At 65.3% G+C, this 15,147-nt stretch carries 12 protein-coding genes and 1 other RNA gene; 8 read left to right on the plus strand and 5 right to left on the minus strand.

From position 1 onward, the window contains the following. The first annotated feature begins 74 nt into the window (after positions 1-74). The 3 genes from NX05_RS13985 (at position 75) to NX05_RS13995 (ending at position 4,459) form a co-directional block, all read left to right on the plus strand. Positions 75-1,922 (plus strand): assimilatory sulfite reductase (NADPH) flavoprotein subunit, encoded by a 1,848-nt coding sequence (locus NX05_RS13985; protein ID WP_039436306.1) that lies wholly within the window; start codon positions 75-77, stop codon positions 1,920-1,922. 108 nt (positions 1,923-2,030) lie between these two features. Further along, positions 2,031-3,737 carry an assimilatory sulfite reductase (NADPH) hemoprotein subunit gene (gene cysI, locus NX05_RS13990; RefSeq protein WP_039436309.1) on the plus strand — a complete coding sequence of 569 codons (1,707 nt, stop codon included), beginning with the start codon at positions 2,031-2,033 and terminating at the stop codon, positions 3,735-3,737. Then, complete coding sequence (locus tag NX05_RS13995) at positions 3,734-4,459, plus strand: phosphoadenylyl-sulfate reductase (RefSeq protein ID WP_010377960.1); 726 nt, start codon at positions 3,734-3,736, stop codon at positions 4,457-4,459. The genes cysI and NX05_RS13995 overlap by 4 nt, the downstream gene beginning before the upstream one ends. A 122-nt stretch (positions 4,460-4,581) precedes the next feature. Here NX05_RS13995 and NX05_RS14000 read toward each other — a convergent pair whose 3' ends face one another. The 3 genes from NX05_RS14000 to NX05_RS14010 all read right to left on the minus strand — a co-directional run bounded on the left by NX05_RS14000 (position 4,582) and on the right by NX05_RS14010 (position 8,835). Continuing rightward, positions 4,582-6,201 carry a PepSY-associated TM helix domain-containing protein gene (locus NX05_RS14000; protein ID WP_039436312.1) on the minus strand — a complete coding sequence of 540 codons (1,620 nt, stop codon included), beginning with the start codon at positions 6,199-6,201 and terminating at the stop codon, positions 4,582-4,584. After that, a complete protein-coding gene (locus NX05_RS14005) occupies positions 6,201-8,204 on the minus strand; it encodes a TonB-dependent receptor (RefSeq protein WP_039436314.1) in 2,004 nt (667 codons plus the stop codon). Before NX05_RS14005 ends, NX05_RS14000 begins: the two co-directional genes overlap by 1 nt. A 193-nt stretch (positions 8,205-8,397) precedes the next feature. Further along, on the minus strand, positions 8,398-8,835 hold the full coding sequence (locus NX05_RS14010) for a DUF2946 family protein (RefSeq protein WP_039436324.1): 438 nt from the start codon (positions 8,833-8,835) through the stop codon (positions 8,398-8,400). 312 nt (positions 8,836-9,147) lie between these two features. On the opposite strand from NX05_RS14010, the gene NX05_RS14015 reads away from it, so the two are divergent. The 3 genes from NX05_RS14015 to NX05_RS23800 all read left to right on the plus strand — a co-directional run bounded on the left by NX05_RS14015 (position 9,148) and on the right by NX05_RS23800 (position 11,194). Continuing rightward, a complete protein-coding gene (locus tag NX05_RS14015) occupies positions 9,148-10,344 on the plus strand; it encodes a sensor histidine kinase (protein WP_039436327.1) in 1,197 nt (398 codons plus the stop codon). Between the two features lie 144 nt (positions 10,345-10,488). Then, positions 10,489-10,564, plus strand: a non-coding RNA gene (locus NX05_RS14175) — sX9 sRNA. A gap of 375 nt (positions 10,565-10,939) precedes the next feature. Further along, positions 10,940-11,194: a hypothetical protein gene (locus NX05_RS23800; RefSeq protein WP_134810981.1), complete on the plus strand. Its 255-nt coding sequence runs from the start codon at positions 10,940-10,942 to the stop codon at positions 11,192-11,194. 329 nt (positions 11,195-11,523) lie between these two features. Here the strand turns inward: NX05_RS23800 and NX05_RS14020 are convergent, their stop codons facing one another. Beyond that, positions 11,524-11,805, minus strand: a complete 282-nt coding sequence (locus NX05_RS14020; RefSeq protein ID WP_039436331.1) for a hypothetical protein — start codon at positions 11,803-11,805, stop codon at positions 11,524-11,526. Positions 11,806-11,815: 10 nt separating this feature from the next. After that, the gene (locus NX05_RS14025; RefSeq protein ID WP_039436350.1) at positions 11,816-12,799 is read right to left on the minus strand and encodes a LysR family transcriptional regulator; all 984 of its coding nucleotides are present in this window, start codon (positions 12,797-12,799) and stop codon (positions 11,816-11,818) included. A 164-nt stretch (positions 12,800-12,963) separates the two neighbouring features. Here NX05_RS14025 and cobA point away from each other — a divergent pair, with 164 nt between their 5' ends. Together cobA and cysK are read left to right on the plus strand one after the other, a co-directional pair. Further along, complete coding sequence (gene cobA, locus NX05_RS14030; RefSeq protein WP_080764582.1) at positions 12,964-14,169, plus strand: uroporphyrinogen-III C-methyltransferase; 1,206 nt, start codon at positions 12,964-12,966, stop codon at positions 14,167-14,169. A 16-nt stretch (positions 14,170-14,185) separates the two neighbouring features. Then, the gene (gene cysK / locus NX05_RS14035) at positions 14,186-15,145 is read left to right on the plus strand and encodes a cysteine synthase A (RefSeq protein ID WP_039436354.1); all 960 of its coding nucleotides are present in this window, start codon (positions 14,186-14,188) and stop codon (positions 15,143-15,145) included. The last annotated feature ends 2 nt before the right edge of the window (positions 15,146-15,147 follow it).

The following is a 15,147-nucleotide window of genomic DNA, read 5'->3' on the forward strand; positions in this document are numbered from 1 at the left end:
ATAACGGCTGCTCCTTTCTGGTGGGCGCAACGCTTCCCTAACATCGTCTATCTCATCAAAGCCCCCGGATCCGAATGACCGCCGCCAGTTCCGCGCTACCGCCCAGCCCCTTGCCCGACGAGCGCAAGGCGCTGCTGGATCGGTTGGTCGACGGCCTGGACAGCGCAGCGCTGTGGTGGCTCTCCGGCTACGCCGCCGGGTTGGCACAGGGCCATCCGCCGCGCTCGCTGGCAGTGTTGCCCGGTGGACAAACCCACGCAATCGCCCAGGAAGGCCAACGGCTGACCGTGCTGTACGGCAGCCAGACTGGCAACGCCCGCCGCGAGGCCGAGCAGCTGGCCGCCGATGCCGAAGCCGCAGGCCTGAGCGTGCGCCTGCTGCGCGCCGACGCCTACTCCACCCGTGAGCTGGCTAGCGAGCAGCTGTTGTACGTGGTGATCAGCACCCAGGGCGAAGGCGACCCGCCGGACGATGCGATCGGCCTGGTCGAATTCCTCGCCAGCCGTCGCGCGCCCAGGCTGCCCGAGCTCAAGTACGCGGTGCTGGGCCTGGGCGATTCCAGTTACGCCGATTTCTGCGGCATCGCGCGGCGTATCGACGAGCGCCTGGCCGAACTCGGCGGCAGCCGCGTACAGCCGCGCGGCGAAGCCGACCTGGACATCGACAGCGTTGCTGCGCCGTGGCGCACGCAGGCGCTCAAGCACGCTCGCGAGCAGCTCAAGAGCGGCCTGCACTCTGCCACGGTCACGCCGCTGCGCAGCAGCCCCATCGCGCCGGCGTGGTCGCATCAGCAGCCGTTCGCTGCGGAGCTACTGTCCACTCAGATCATCAGTGGACGCGACTTCAAGGGGCCCGGCTTTCGCGTGTATGCCACGCCCGGCAAGCGCGTGCGGCATCTGGAATTTTCGCTGGAAGGCAGCGGCCTGAGCTACGAGCCGGGCGACGCGCTGGGCATCCGCCATCGCAATCCGCCCGCGCTAGTGGATGCCGTGCTGCAGACGTTGCAGTTGGACGGCGATGCCGCAGTCACCGTCGGCGAGGAGACGCTGGCGTTGAATGCATGGCTCGCCACCCAGCGCGAATTGACCAAGCTCTCGCGGCCGTTTCTCACCGCTCACGCCGAGCGCGCAGGCACACAGGAACTGCAAGCGCTGCTCGCCCCCACCCAGACTGCCGGCCTGGCGGCGCTGCTCGCCGATCATCAAGTGATCGACGTGCTGCGCCGCTGGCCGGCGGATTGGGACCACGCCGGCCTGCTCGCCGCGCTGCGTCCGCTCACCCCGCGGCTGTATTCCATTGCCTCCAGCCGCAAGCGCGTCGGCGATGAAGTGCATCTGACCGTGGACGAAGTCACCTACCAGGCGCATGGGCACGCGCATCTGGGGTCGGCCAGCGGTTTTCTGGCAGCGCTTGCCGAAGGCGACACCGCCCCGGTCTACATCGAACCGAACGAGCGCTTTCGCGTGCCGGCCGATTCCGATCGCGACATCCTGATGATCGGCCCAGGCACCGGCGTGGCACCGTTCCGCGGCTTCGTGCAGGAGCGCGCGGAAACCGGCGCCAAGGGCCGCAACTGGCTGTTCTTCGGCGCCCAGCATTTCAATACCGATTTCCTGTATCAGGCCGAGTGGCAGCTGGCCCTGCAACGCGGCGAGTTGCACGCGCTGGAAGTGGCGTTCTCGCGCGACCAGGCCGAAAAGCTCTACGTGCAACATCGCCTGCGCGCGCGTGGCGCCGAGGTCCATGCCTGGTTGCAAGGCGGCGCGCATGTGTATGTGTGCGGCGCCACCAGCATGGGCAAGGACGTGCACGCCGCCTTGCTCGATATCGTCGCCACCCACGGTGCGCTGGATGCCGAAGCCGCTGCGGCCTATCTCACCCAGCTGCAGGTGGAGGGACGTTATGCGCGTGATGTTTATTAGTGCCGGGAATCGGGATTGGGGAATCGGCAATCGGAACAGCCCGCAACTGACCTTTCCTGGCAGACGAAGCCGCTTTTTTCGATTCCCCATTCCCAACTCCCGATTCCCATGACTCACTCCGTCGAAGACATCAAATCCGAAAGCCGCCGCCTGCGTGGGTCGCTGGAACAGAGCCTGGCCGATGCGGTGACCGGCGCGTTGCGTGAGGACGATCAGACCCTGATCAAGTACCACGGCAGCTACCAGCAAGACGACCGCGATATTCGCGATGAGCGGCGGCGGCAGAAGCTCGAGCCGGCGTATCAGTTCATGATCCGCACGCGCACGCCGGGCGGGGTGATTACGCCCACGCAATGGCTGGCGCTGGATGGCATCGCCACGCGCTATGCCAATCACTCGCTGCGCATCACCACGCGCCAGGCGTTCCAATTTCATGGTGTGATCAAGCGTGAATTGAAGGCCACCATGCAGGCCATCAATGCCACCTTGATCGATACGCTGGCGGCCTGCGGTGACGTGAATCGCAACGTGCAGGTGGCCGCCAATCCACTGCTGTCGCAGGCACATGCCGCGCTGTATGCGGATGCCGCGCGGGTCTCCGAGCATTTGCTGCCCAATACCCGGGCGTACTACGAAATCTGGCTGGACGAAGAGCGCGTTTCCGGCTCCGGCAGCGAGGACGAGCCGATCTACGGCGACCGCTATCTGCCACGTAAATTCAAGATCGGCTTCGCCGCGCCGCCGCTCAACGATGTGGACGTCTTCGCCAACGATCTGGGCTTTATCGCGATCCTGCGCGAGGGGCAGTTGCTGGGCTACAACGTCAGCATCGGCGGTGGCATGGGCGCCTCGCACGGCGATGCCGAAACCTGGCCGCGCGTGGCCAACGTGATTGGCTTTGTCACCCGCGATCAGCTGCTCGATGTCGCCACAGCGGTGGTCACCACCCAGCGCGACCTCGGCAACCGTGCGGTGCGCAAGCGTGCGCGCTTCAAGTACACCATCGACGATCATGGTCTGGACACCATCGTGACCGAGATCGCGCGCCGCGCCGGCTTTGCGCTGCAACCCGCAAAGCCGTTCGCGTTTGAACACAACGGCGACCGCTATGGCTGGGTCGAAGGCGAAGACGGGCTATGGCACCTGACCCTTTCGCTGCCGGCCGGCCGCATTGCCGATACCGACACCGCGGCGCATCTGAGTGGGTTGCGTGCGATCGCACAACTGAACGTCGGCGAGTTCCGCATGACGCCCAACCAGAATCTGGTGATCGCCGGCGTGCTCGCCAGCGAGCGCGCACGCGTCGATGCGCTGGTTGCGCAGTACGCGCTGGATGCCGGCAACCAGGCCGCCACCGCTCTGGCGCGCGGCGCGATGGCCTGCGTGGCATTGCCCACCTGCGGCCTGGCGATGGCCGAGGCCGAGCGCTATCTGCCCGACTTCAGCGCGGCACTGCAGCCGTTGCTGCAGCAGCACGGGCTGGCCGACACGCCCATCGTGCTGCGTTTATCCGGCTGCCCGAATGGCTGTTCGCGCCCGTATCTGGCCGAGATCGCGCTGGTAGGCAAGGCGCCCGGGCGCTACAACCTGATGCTAGGTGGCGACCGCCGTGGCCAGCGGCTCAATACGCTGTACCGCGAAAACATCACCGAGCCAGAGATCCTGGCCACACTGGAACCGCTGTTTGCGCGCTACGCCGCCGAACGCGACCAGGCCAATGACGAAGGCTTCGGCGATTTCCTGCACCGCGCCGGCCTGATCGCATTGCCGCCCTACCCCACGCACCGTCACCTCGACCTGGAATTGCTCGCATGACCGCGCTGCCTGCCGCATCGATCACCTCTTCCGCGCTGGACAATCTGGAGGCGCTCAACGCGCAGCTGGAAGGACTGCGTGCCGACGAACGCGTGGCCTGGGCGCTGCAGTACGGCCCGCAGGAAGCCGCGCTATCGTCCAGCTTCGGCGCGCAATCGGCAGTGACGCTGCATCTGCTCAGCCAGCAACGACCGGATATTCCGGTGATCCTGATCGACACCGGCTACCTGTTTCCGGAAACCTACCGCTTCGCCGATGCCCTGACCGAGCGACTCAAGCTCAATCTCAGGGTGTATCGCCCGCTGGTCAGCCGCGCCTGGATGGAAGCGCGCCACGGACGCTTGTGGGAGCAAGGCATGGTCGGCATCGATCAATACAACAACCTGCGCAAGGTCGAACCGATGCGTCGCGCCTTGGACGAACTCAACGTGGGCACCTGGTTCACTGGCCTGCGCCGCAGCCAGTCCGGCGGCCGCGCGCAGACGCCCATCGTGCAGAAGCGCGGCGAACGCTACAAGATCAGCCCGATCGCCGACTGGACCGATCGCGACGTGTGGCAATACCTGCAAGCGCACGATCTGCCGTATCACCCGCTGTGGGAACAAGGCTACGTGTCCATCGGCGATTTCCACACCACGCGTCGCTGGGAACCCGGCATGCGCGAAGAAGACACACGCTTCTTTGGCCTGAAGCGCGAGTGCGGCATCCACGAGGATATCTAGCTGCGGCAGCCCACTGCAATGTGGCTTGTACTGAGGCAGATCGCGACGTCTGTTTGGGCATGCTGCGCCTCATAACGATGGCAACGGGCTACGATCAGCGCCTGTGCATCGGCGCGCACCCATCACCCTGCGACCGCATCCGCTTGCACACGCTGCATCCAGTAACGATCGAACAGCCACATCAGCACCAGCGACGCTCCAACCAGCGGGAAGATCAGCCCGCACAGCACCAGCAGCACCATCAGCCCTTGTAGCGTGCGTGGATCAGCGGGCAACGGCGGCACGCCCAGCCCTCCGCTTGGGCGACGCTTCCACCACATCACAGCCGCACTGACGCACAACAGCACAATCGCAATGCAGGCGAACAATAGGATCAACTGGTTTGCAGTGCCGTATTGCTGCCCAAGGTGCACATTGATACCCCATTCCATCAGCTTGGCCAGCGGCCCGTAGTCGCGGTAGCGCATGTCAAGCAGCACCGCACCGCTGTATTGATCCAGATGAATCACGCGCTGCCGCTGCAGATCGGCCGGATACACCGACGCGGTATAGACGCCGGTCGTACCACGCGGCGGCGCCACGCTATATCCCGGTAGGATGCCGCGCGCATCGAAGCGCGCAATCGCCGCATCCAGGCCGATCGCTCCACGTCCCGGCCCAGCGAAGCCGCCGGCATCGCCATGGGCGGCATGCGCGCTCTCTGCCGAGTGCGCGTGTTGGGTTGACTGCTCTGCGTGGGCTACGTGCTCTGCGTGTTCAGACTCGGCTAAGTGCTCTGCGTTTTCTTCGTGGTCTACATGCCCTGCATGTGCCGAAAGCGCCATGTGCTCGGAGTGCTCGTTGCCGACCTGCAGCGCACTCGCGTGCTCGCAATGCAACGGCTCATCCAAGCCGCCAGCCCCTCGTACAGGCACCACTGACTCCGGCAAGCGCGCCTGCCGCAACGACCACGCCGGCTCACCGCTATCGGCCAAGCGCTGCTGCGACATCGGCTGCTGCACACGCAACCCGGCGGGATAGCCAAAATCATGCCCATTGGCCCAGCGATTGACCTGTGCACCCCAGAGCCATGACCACGGCATACCGGTCAGCGCCAGCAATAGCAGGATCGCCCCAACCCCGGCACCGGTCACCGCATGCAGGTCGCGCCAGAACAGCCGCTGCTTCGGCTTGCCACGCACACTGATCACGCCGCCACGTCGCCCGCGCGGCCACCACAGATACACACCGGTAAGCACCAGCACGATCGCCCAACCGCCCGCCATTTCGATCAGGCCAGGCGCATATGGCCCGACCAACGCCAGGCTGTGCAGCCGGCGGATCGTCCAGCTCAGCGTACCGTGCTCCGGCAAGGCACCCAACACCCGTGCACGGTATGGATCGACATAGACCACCTGCCGCACACCATGTGCATCCACCAGCCCGATCTCGGCGCTGGCATCCGCCTGTTTGGGCGTGGTGTAGACAAATAATCTACCGGCGTAGCGCTGTTGTGCAGCGGCAACCAACTGCTGTGCGGGCACGCGCGCGTGGCCTACCGGCACCACCTTCAAATCGTGGTGCACGCTGCGATCGATCGCGTCCTGATACAAAAACGCCGCCCCGGTCACCGCCAGCCAGATGATGAAAGGCAGCACCAGCAGTCCGGCATAGAAATGCCAGCGCCACACCGCGCGATAGAAGCGCCAGCGGTTACCTTGGCGTGCCTGGTCTACGCCACTGTGGTCAGTCATTGCATGCATCAGAAAGTCCAATCCCACGACAGCGACAACGCGCGTCCATCGCCAGGCGAATAGCCCGAGCTGCCGCTGTCGTACCAGGCGTACACATACGCACGATCGGTGACATTGCGCAGCTGCAGGCTCAGCGCGTTGCGCGCATCCACATTCCAGCGCGCGCCCAGATTGAGCAAGGCATAGCCGCCGGTGCGGCCAAGCGTGTTGGTGCGCTCCAGGTAGTAGTCGCCTTGCGCATTGCCCCAGGCGCTCAACTGCACCGCCGAACTGACCTGCCACTCCAGCCCGGCGGTCGCCAACCAGTGCGGCACGTTTTCGATCTCCTTGCCGCGCGTGGCCGGGGCACTCGGATCGGGCGTGGCGATCGTGGCCTTCTGTCGCGAATACGACACCCAAGCACGCCAGTGCTCAGCCGGCTGCAGGTTGAGCTGCGCATCCCAACCGCGCCGCAGCGTGCGGCCGACATTGGCCACATCGCCAATGCCCACCACGCCATTCACACCAAAGACGGTCGCCACCTCACCGGATGCGCGTTGCTCCCAATAGGCCAGGCGCCCGTCCAACAGAGTCGACGGTGCGAACTTGAGGCCGGTCTCCCAGCCGTCATTGATCGACGGCCCCAGGTTGCCGGGCTGGCGACGGTAGGCGCCATCGCCGCTGCCGATCTGGAAGGTGCGTCCCCAGTTCGCATACACGCTGCTCTGCTCACCCACGCGGTAGCTCGCACTGAATTTGGGTTGCTTGATGGTGCCGTAGTCATAGGTCGGCGCAACGGTGCCGGCCAGCACATCGTGCAGTTGCCCATCGACGCGATCGATGCGATACCCCGGCACCAGCTGCAAGCGCGCAAACGGCGTCAGCACCGCCTGCACATACGCGCCACGTGTGCGCAGGTCGTAATCCCAATCGCGCAACTGCGCGCTGCGAACGCGGGCCACGGTGCGATACCGCTGCGACTGATTTTCCTGCCACTGCGCATCTATCCCTGCTTCGAGATTGGCATTCAGCGCGCCCCAATTCGGCTGCCAGTTACTCCGCAGCAGCAGCCCGCGATGGGTTTCATCGGTATCGCGTTCCTGCTGCAGCCCCGCCTGGGAAAACCGCACCCAGCGCTGATTGCGGTAGTCGTTCTGGTAGGCCTTGGCACTCCATTGCGCCTGTTCACCGAGCTCGCCGTCCGCATGCAGCGCAGTCTGGCGCAGACGACGCTCGCTGCGATCGTTCTGCGCATAGTCCGGCGAGCTTCGCGGCGCTGCGCGTGCGGTAGCGGCGTCCAGATAGCCCGCTTCCAATGCATGGTTGTCGTAATACCGCGTGGTGAGCCCGGCGCGGAATGCACCATCCGGGTCGGTGTAAAACCACTTGCCCGCCACGCTGAGTTTGCGCGCATCGGCATGATCGCGATAGCCGTCCGAGTCGCGCCAGGCCAGCACATAGTTCTGGCTCCACGCGCCCTGTTCGAAACCTTTGCTGAGTTGCACCTCGCGCTCATCGAAGCTGCCGGCCGTCACGCTCAAGCGGCCATCGTTGCCGCCAGTGCGGGTCAGCACGTCCACGCTGCCGGCAATGGCGTTCAAACCATAGCGCGCGTCGTTGGTGCCACGCACGATCTCGATCGCGCTGATGTCTTGCGGAAATACCGCATCCAGATACGGCATGGCGCCGGCATTGTCGTTGCTGGGAATGCCGTCGATCAGCAATTTCACCGCATTGATGCGTCCCTCGCCGTTGAAACCGCGGAACGAAAAACGCCCTGCATCCGTGCCCATGCGGAACTGGGTCACCTGCACTCCGGGCGCGCGCATCAGCAGTTCCCAGCTGTAATCCACATGTTGATCGTGCAGCAGCTCGCCGCCGATCACATCCACCGAGCTCAACACGCGCGCCGTGCTCGGGCTGCGCTGCGCGTGTTCGCTGACCAGCACCTTGCCCAGCGTCAGTGCCGCGTCCTGCGCCTGCACATTGCATGCAGGCCCCCACACCAACGCCAACGACGGCGCATACCACATCGTTTTCAACAACCGTAGACGCATTACCAACCCTTCGCCGTGGGAGCACGGCCGCACAGCCGTGCGCTGCCACCACTGTGGCGCGCATCGGCATCACTCGAATAAGATGCGAGTCGTCCGCGATACCCTGCAGCGCGCGATACCTCACGCGCGCACAGGGCATGACTGCATGGACGCCCGCGCAGGGGCAACCTTACGCGGGCAGCGGTGGTCCACGTGCGCCGAGCGCGGCCCACCGAAAGACCGGGCCTGCGCTTGCCTGGGTGTACGCTGGCGCAGGCGTCGGCCGCAGCTGCAGCAGGCACAGCAATGCCACGATGAGCAATAGGAGCAAGCGTGCGGCCAATACGCAGTAGTCGCAGGCCTCGCCATGTGTCGCTGCCTCGTGGCTGCCGGCGTGCTGCGTCGCCGTCGCGGAATCGGAGTGCGCATGCGTCGCAATCCCTGGCGGCCGGGTTCGATGACCGGCATGCAGCGAGCTCTCTGCCGACAATGCCGGGGCGCTCATGCACATCGGCTCAGCCGACTGTGCCTGGCTCCAGCGGCTGATCAGCGGAGCCACCAGCATCAGTACCACCGCCAGACAGGCAAGCAGAGGCAATAACCGATGGTGGCGGAACGAGCGACGCATGCCTGCGAGTGTAAGCCGCCATGTCTCCCGGGGCGATGGTTGCGGCCGATGCGCGACCGGATGTCGCACCTGATTGGGGCTGTTGCACCCGCTGGCCCGTCGCGGGCACACGCAGGCGACCAGAGCATGGCAACACTGCGGAGAGCAGACCTGGATGCCAGCCGTCCCCAGACTCTCTGCCATCACACCAGCCTCACGCCAACCCACCGTCCAGGTCGGCAGCCACACTTTTTTCTCACCTCCGTGACGCCAGGCACATGACGTGCCTTGGCATGCCCTATGCTTGCGGCTTACCACTCTTTACCTGCGCGCATGAGTACCGTCCTGTCCGATATCGCGGCCGAACCGCTTCCTTGCGCACCCAAGCCCCCCAGCGAAACGCTGCGCCTCCAGGCGCTGCGCAGCTACGGCATTCTCGACACTCCGCGCGAAGCGGCGTTCGAAGACATCACCCGGCTCGCCTCGATCATCTGCCAGACGCCAATCGCGCTGATCAGCCTAGTGGATGCAGATCGCCAGTGGTTCAAGAGCGAACTCGGGCTGGGCGAGCGCGAGACGCCGTTGTTCAAATCGATGTGCGCGTACGCGCTGCTCGACAATGACGTGCTGGTGGTGCCAGACACGCGCGAAGACATCCGCTTTGCGCGCAACCCGCTGGTCACCGGCGAGGCGCCGCTACACTTTTATGCGGGTGCCTTGTTGAAGACGCCCGACGGTCTGCCGCTGGGAACCGTCTGCGTGCTGGACCGGAAACCGCGTCAGCTCACCGATGAGCAGGTGGAAGCCCTGCGCGCGCTGGCACGCCAGACCATGGCGCAGTTGGAATTGCGCCGCGCGCTGGCAATCGCCGAGGAATCCGATCGCTACCGCAGCCGCCTGATGGCCATCGCCGGTCATGATCTGAAGACTCCGCTGCGCACTGCTGCTTACGCCATCGACAAGATGCGCCGGCATGCCAACGTCGATTCCATCCCGCCCCTGGTGACCGCGCGCGATGCGATCAGCCTGGTCGGCCGTAGCCTGGACGAATTGGCCACGCTGGCGGCCTCGAGCAAGGCTGCCATGCCGGACCTGCAATCGCTGCAGCTGGAAGACGTGCTGCATTCGGTGCTCGGCGTGTGGCGGCAGCAGGCCATCGACAAGTGCCTGGCACTGCGCCATGTACCTACCTCGCTCCGCGTGCGCAGCCATCCCAGCTTGTTGACCACCTTGATCGGCAACCTGGTCGGCAATGCCATCAAGTACACCGAACGCGGTCGCGTGCTGGTCGGCACCCGCCGCCGCCCCGGTTTTGCAGTGGTGGAAATCATCGACAGCGGCATTGGCTTGAATCTGGAGCACCCCGAGCAGGTCTTCCAGGCGTTCCGCCAAGCCGACCCGCGCAGCGACGGCTTGGGCATCGGTCTATGGATCGTGCACCGCACTGCCGAGACATTGGGATGCGAAGTAGACGTGCGTCCGCGCCCGCAAGGCGGCACCTGTTTTTCGGTGCGGATTCCCTTAGCTTAAGGTCTGTAGCGCGCAAATTGTTTCGGCAATCTGCGGCTAAGCCTGGGATCTTACGTTAGGGCGCTGGTGTGCAGCCGGACTAAGAGCAGCTAACAAAACTACTGCGCAGCCGCCAGGCGGGCGCGGCCGGTGCTCGGAATCCTCATGTACCACTCGTACACTCCGGTTCCTGTGCGCCGCCCGCACCCGCCTGACGACTGCTCGCTACGTTTTGTTAGCCGCTCGAAACAAGGCTGCCAGTGAAATCCCGCCCAGCCAACATTGCAGCAGCGCACACCATATGCGATGCGATGTCGCATGTGAGCGGCGCTGCGGAGACCGGGCAAACTTGCCGTAGCGACGCGCTAGCGCTCATCGCGGACCACCGCATCGCACACGGCCCGTCCTCGCGCTGTGTCATCTCAAAGAAAGTGTCCCCGGACGGAACACAATCCAAAAAAAAAGCGGACCCGGGCTCTCGACCCGGATCCGCCACCAAGCACGCCAGGTCTCTCCCCAGGGACCCAGGTGCGCCAGCCGCTCTGTGCACAGCCTCGTGCAACAGTGATGCGACAGCGCTAGCAACCCTTCGACGACACCGCGAAACACCCCGGCAATGCAATCAACTGCATCGCAGGCTCTGCGCCGTCCACCCCTAGACGTTCAAGAGTGTCGTGTCATGGTTGCTATAAGGGTTTTCGACAAGACAGCGCGCAACTTGATGCGCTACGCCGACGCCGACTGCGTAGCCCTGACACTGGTAGGGGAAATCACTGACAGCACGCATCGCGGATATGCCGAGCACAAGCGTATCACATTGATTGCGCTGGATTTTTTTCGTCGCCATTACGCTGCAGCGCAGCAGGCGTGAAGAGCGAACCCAACCGGAGACGCCAGATCGCGTCGCTACAGCGACCAAGCAAACACGGCTGCGATGCGCAGGGATCACGTTTCAACGCACGGGTTACTGCAACCACCAATCCGCTGGTTTCCGGGAAAGCCGCGTCTCATTGCATCAACACTATCAGCGCGTAAAAAAAAGCTGCCTCAACCGCGACAGAACAGCAAACAAACCGGCGTAACAGCAGCAGCATGCGGCCAATGCGCCCGAACCGCATCTACACGCGTCCACTCCAGCTCCCGTGCGCCGTCCACAACGCCGGACGACTGCCCGCGCCGGCCCGTTGGCCGCTCGCAACTTCAGAACCCGGACGCATCTGCATCCTGGCGTGCAAACCACTCCGCCGAATGCACATCCTCGGCGGCAACTTCCAACGCCTTGCGCAGTATTTCCAGCGGGATCTGCACGCGCGTGTCGCCCACCTGCAGCGCCACCCATAACGCTTCGTCGCGTGGGTCGGCCAGCACCGTCAGAACCTCGTGCTCTCGGCCCTCGATCGTGGCCGAGAGCTGCAGCGACATGCCGCCGTCCGGCTCGGACGACCAGAGCCTGCTGAGGGAAGGACGCAGTGGGTCGGTCATTGTGGGCAGCTCAGCTGGTGATGGTCTGAGTCAGCGATTCCCAGGTCGGCGGCAATGGCCAGTTCGGCGCCTGATTGCCGTCCAGCACGCGCCGCAGGTCGCGCTTGTCGATCTGCGGCGCGAGCACATGCACCAGGTCCAGTGCGTAGTCGCGCAACACGCGATCACGCGGCAGCACCGCCCAGGCGATGCACTCGGCAATCGGCGCGGGCGCCGGCCAGGCGAGCAGATCCTCGTCGAATGCATTGACCGCCATCTCCGCGACCAAACCCACGCCAAGCCCGGCGCGCACATACGTCTTGATCAGGTCCGCGTCCAGCGCGGTCAACGCGATGCTCGGCTCCAGCCCCACCTGCGCAAACGCCCGCTGCAGCGACGACCCCGGCCGCGTGGAGGATTCGTAGCTGATCAGCGGGTGCTCGGACAGCGCCTGCATGTCCGGTGCCATGCGCGGGTTGTCCAGCGCATGCCCGCGCGGCACCACCACCAGCCGCCTCCAGCGGTACAGCGGCACCGCAATCCCGGCACTCGGCTCGCTGCCGGCGGTGCTGACCACGGCAATATCCGCATCACCCTGGCTGAGCAGATCCAGCGCCGCGCTTTCGGCGGCCTGCTGCAGATGCACGCTCACCTGTGGGTAGGCGTTCTTGATCTGCGCCACTGCCGGTGGCAGCACGAAACGCGCTTGGGTATGCGTGGTTGTCAGGGTCAGCTGGCCCTGGCTCTCGCGGCGCTGGTTGGCCGCATAGGTGCGGATATTGCTGGCCTCCGACAGCACCGCGCGCGCGCGCTCGATCACTTCCACACCGGCCGGCGTTACCGCATCCAGGCTGCGCCCCTTGCGCACGAATAATAGAAAGCCCAATTCGTCCTCCAGCTGCTTAAGCTGCTTGGACAGGCCGGGCTGGGTTGCGTGCACGCGCGCGGCGGCCAGCGTGATGTTCAGCTCGGCATCGGCAATGGCCACCAGATAGCGAAGTTGGGTCAGCGTCATGGCTTATATCCAAAAAAGCGCGAGGCGCTACAAGGGCTTCGACTGTAGAGGAGTTCTGCGGGCCAGCTTATAACCGAACGCTATTTTTGGGATGTATGAAGTCATTTCCGACGGCTATAAGCCAGCGTTACGGTCTTGCCCTCCCCCATCGATGCTGCCGCTCCGTGACTTCTGCGTTCCCGCTGCTTGCCGACCTGCGTGGCCGTGCCGTCCTGGTGGTCGGCGGCGGTGCCGATGCCGAACGCGCCACCGCCCAGCTGCTGCAGGCCGGTGCGCTGCCGCTGGTGGGCGCGCCCGAGCTCACCGCGCAGTTGCGGCGCTGGGCGCAAGCGGGGCAACTGCGCTGGCTGCAAGGGCGCTTCGATCCGGCATGGTTGGCACTGCCCGATCAACCGGTATGGCTCGCCATCGCCGCCAGCGAATCGGCAACGCTCAACGACGCCCTGCGGCATGCGGCGAGCGCGCACCGGTTGCTGACCCACGATGCAACATCTGCCGCTTCCGCAACGATGCCTGCACGCTCCCCCGCGCCGCGCAGTGCAATCGGCACGCTGGCGCCTGGCAGCGTGAGCCTGGTCGGCGCCGGCCCCGGCGATCCCGGCCTGCTCACCCGGCATGCGCTGCGTGCACTGCGTCAGGCCGAGGTGGTGCTGTACGACCGCCTGGTCAGCCCGCACATCCTGCGCCTGGCACGACACGACGCGCGTCTCGTCGAAGTAGGCAAGTCGGCGCATGGCCATAGCACCCGGCAGGAGCAGATTCACACGCTGATGCTGGAACACGCCCGCGCCGGTCGCCGCGTGGTGCGGCTGAAGGGCGGCGATTCGTTCGTGTTCGGTCGTGGCGGTGAAGAGCTGGAATTCCTGCGCGAGCACGGCATCGGCTTCCAAGTGATTCCCGGCATCACCGCCGCCATCGCCTGCGCCGCCTATGCCGGCATCCCGCTCACCCATCGCGACCATGCGCAATCGCTGCGGCTGATCACCGCGCACTGCAAGGATTCGCTGGACACGCTGGACTGGCACGCGCTCGGCCAGGATCGCCAGACGCTTGCTTTTTACATGGGCGTGGCCGGCCTGGATGCCATCCAGCAGCGGCTGCTGCAGGCCGGGCGCGCAGCATCCACCCCATTTGCGCTGGTGGAAAACGGCTCACGCCCGCAGCAACGCGTGATCACCGGCACGCTTGCCAGCCTGGCCAGCACCGCCCGGCAGCACGCCGTGGCCGCACCGGCATTGCTGATCCTGGGCGAGGTCGCGGCGCTGGCGCAGACACTGCATTGGTTCGGCAGCGCGCCGCTGAGCGCACAGCCACTGCCGCACTCACCTCTCGCAACGCCCAACACGCCCACACTCGCCCACGCAGCCTGATCCCGACGGAGACCCCATGGCCCTGTACGACAACATCCTCGACACCATCGGCCGCACCCCGGTGGTCAAGCTCCAACGCCTCGCCCCGGACAATGTGACCTTGTACGTCAAGGTGGAATCGTTCAATCCCGGCGGCTCGGTCAAGGACCGGCTGGCGCTGGCGATCATCCTGGACGCCGAACAGCGCGGCCTGCTCAAGCCCGGCGACACCATCGTCGAAGCCACCTCCGGCAACACGGGCGTGGCCTTGGCCATGGTGGCCGCAGCGCGCGGCTACAAGTTCGTCGCCACCATGGTGGAAACCTTCTCCATCGAACGCCGCAAGCTGATGCGCGCCTATGGCGCCAAGGTCATCCTGACCCCGGCTGCCGAGCGCGGCAGCGGCATGGTGCGCAAAGCCAAGGAACTGGCCGAACAGCACGGCTGGTTCCTGGCCAGCCAGTTCGCCAATCCGGCCAACCCGGCCTACCACCGCAACACCACCGCCGCCGAGGTCCTGCGCGACTTCGCCGGCCACCGGCTGGACCATTTCGTCACCGGCTGGGGCACCGGCGGCACCCTGACCGGCGTGGGCGAGGTACTGCGTATTGCCCGCCCGGAAGTACGCATTACCGCTTCCGAGCCAGCGGGCGCCGCCCTGCTGCAGGGCCAGGACTGGAAGCCGCACAAGATCCAGGGCTGGACCCCCGACTTCGTGCCCGAAGTGCTCAACCGCGACGTCGCGCATGAAGTGCTGAGCGTGGAAGACACCGACGCGATTAGCGTCGCACGCCGCCTGGCCGCCGAGGAAGGCATCTTTACCGGCATCTCCGGCGGCGCCACCGTCGCGACCGCGCTGCGCGTGGCCGAAGGCGCCGAGCACGGCGCCGTGATCCTGGCGATGCTGCCCGACACTGGCGAACGCTACTTCTCCACGCCTCTGTTTGCCGACATCAATGAAGGCTCCGACGACGACTGGCTGGCCGGGCTGCCCTGATC

Origin of the sequence: Xanthomonas vasicola, assembly GCF_000772705.2 — a bacterium.
Classification (GTDB): domain Bacteria; phylum Pseudomonadota; class Gammaproteobacteria; order Xanthomonadales; family Xanthomonadaceae; genus Xanthomonas; species Xanthomonas vasicola.

What these genes read in the sequence shown, in the direction of transcription:
- NX05_RS23800 (WP_134810981.1), top strand. Translation starts at nt 10,940, where the DNA reads ATGCAATCAACTGCATCGCAGGCTCTGCGCCGTCCACCCCTAGACGTT.
- NX05_RS14015 (WP_039436327.1), top strand. Translation starts at nt 9,148, where the DNA reads ATGAGTACCGTCCTGTCCGATATCGCGGCCGAACCGCTTCCTTGCGCA.
- NX05_RS14010 (WP_039436324.1), bottom strand. Translation starts at nt 8,835, where the DNA reads ATGCGTCGCTCGTTCCGCCACCATCGGTTATTGCCTCTGCTTGCCTGT.
- NX05_RS13985 (WP_039436306.1), top strand. Translation starts at nt 75, where the DNA reads ATGACCGCCGCCAGTTCCGCGCTACCGCCCAGCCCCTTGCCCGACGAG.
- cysI (WP_039436309.1), top strand. Translation starts at nt 2,031, where the DNA reads ATGACTCACTCCGTCGAAGACATCAAATCCGAAAGCCGCCGCCTGCGT.
- cysK (WP_039436354.1), top strand. Translation starts at nt 14,186, where the DNA reads ATGGCCCTGTACGACAACATCCTCGACACCATCGGCCGCACCCCGGTG.
- NX05_RS14020 (WP_039436331.1), bottom strand. Translation starts at nt 11,805, where the DNA reads ATGACCGACCCACTGCGTCCTTCCCTCAGCAGGCTCTGGTCGTCCGAG.
- NX05_RS14025 (WP_039436350.1), bottom strand. Translation starts at nt 12,799, where the DNA reads ATGACGCTGACCCAACTTCGCTATCTGGTGGCCATTGCCGATGCCGAG.
- NX05_RS14000 (WP_039436312.1), bottom strand. Translation starts at nt 6,201, where the DNA reads ATGCATGCAATGACTGACCACAGTGGCGTAGACCAGGCACGCCAAGGT.
- NX05_RS13995 (WP_010377960.1), top strand. Translation starts at nt 3,734, where the DNA reads ATGACCGCGCTGCCTGCCGCATCGATCACCTCTTCCGCGCTGGACAAT.
- NX05_RS14005 (WP_039436314.1), bottom strand. Translation starts at nt 8,204, where the DNA reads ATGTGGTATGCGCCGTCGTTGGCGTTGGTGTGGGGGCCTGCATGCAAT.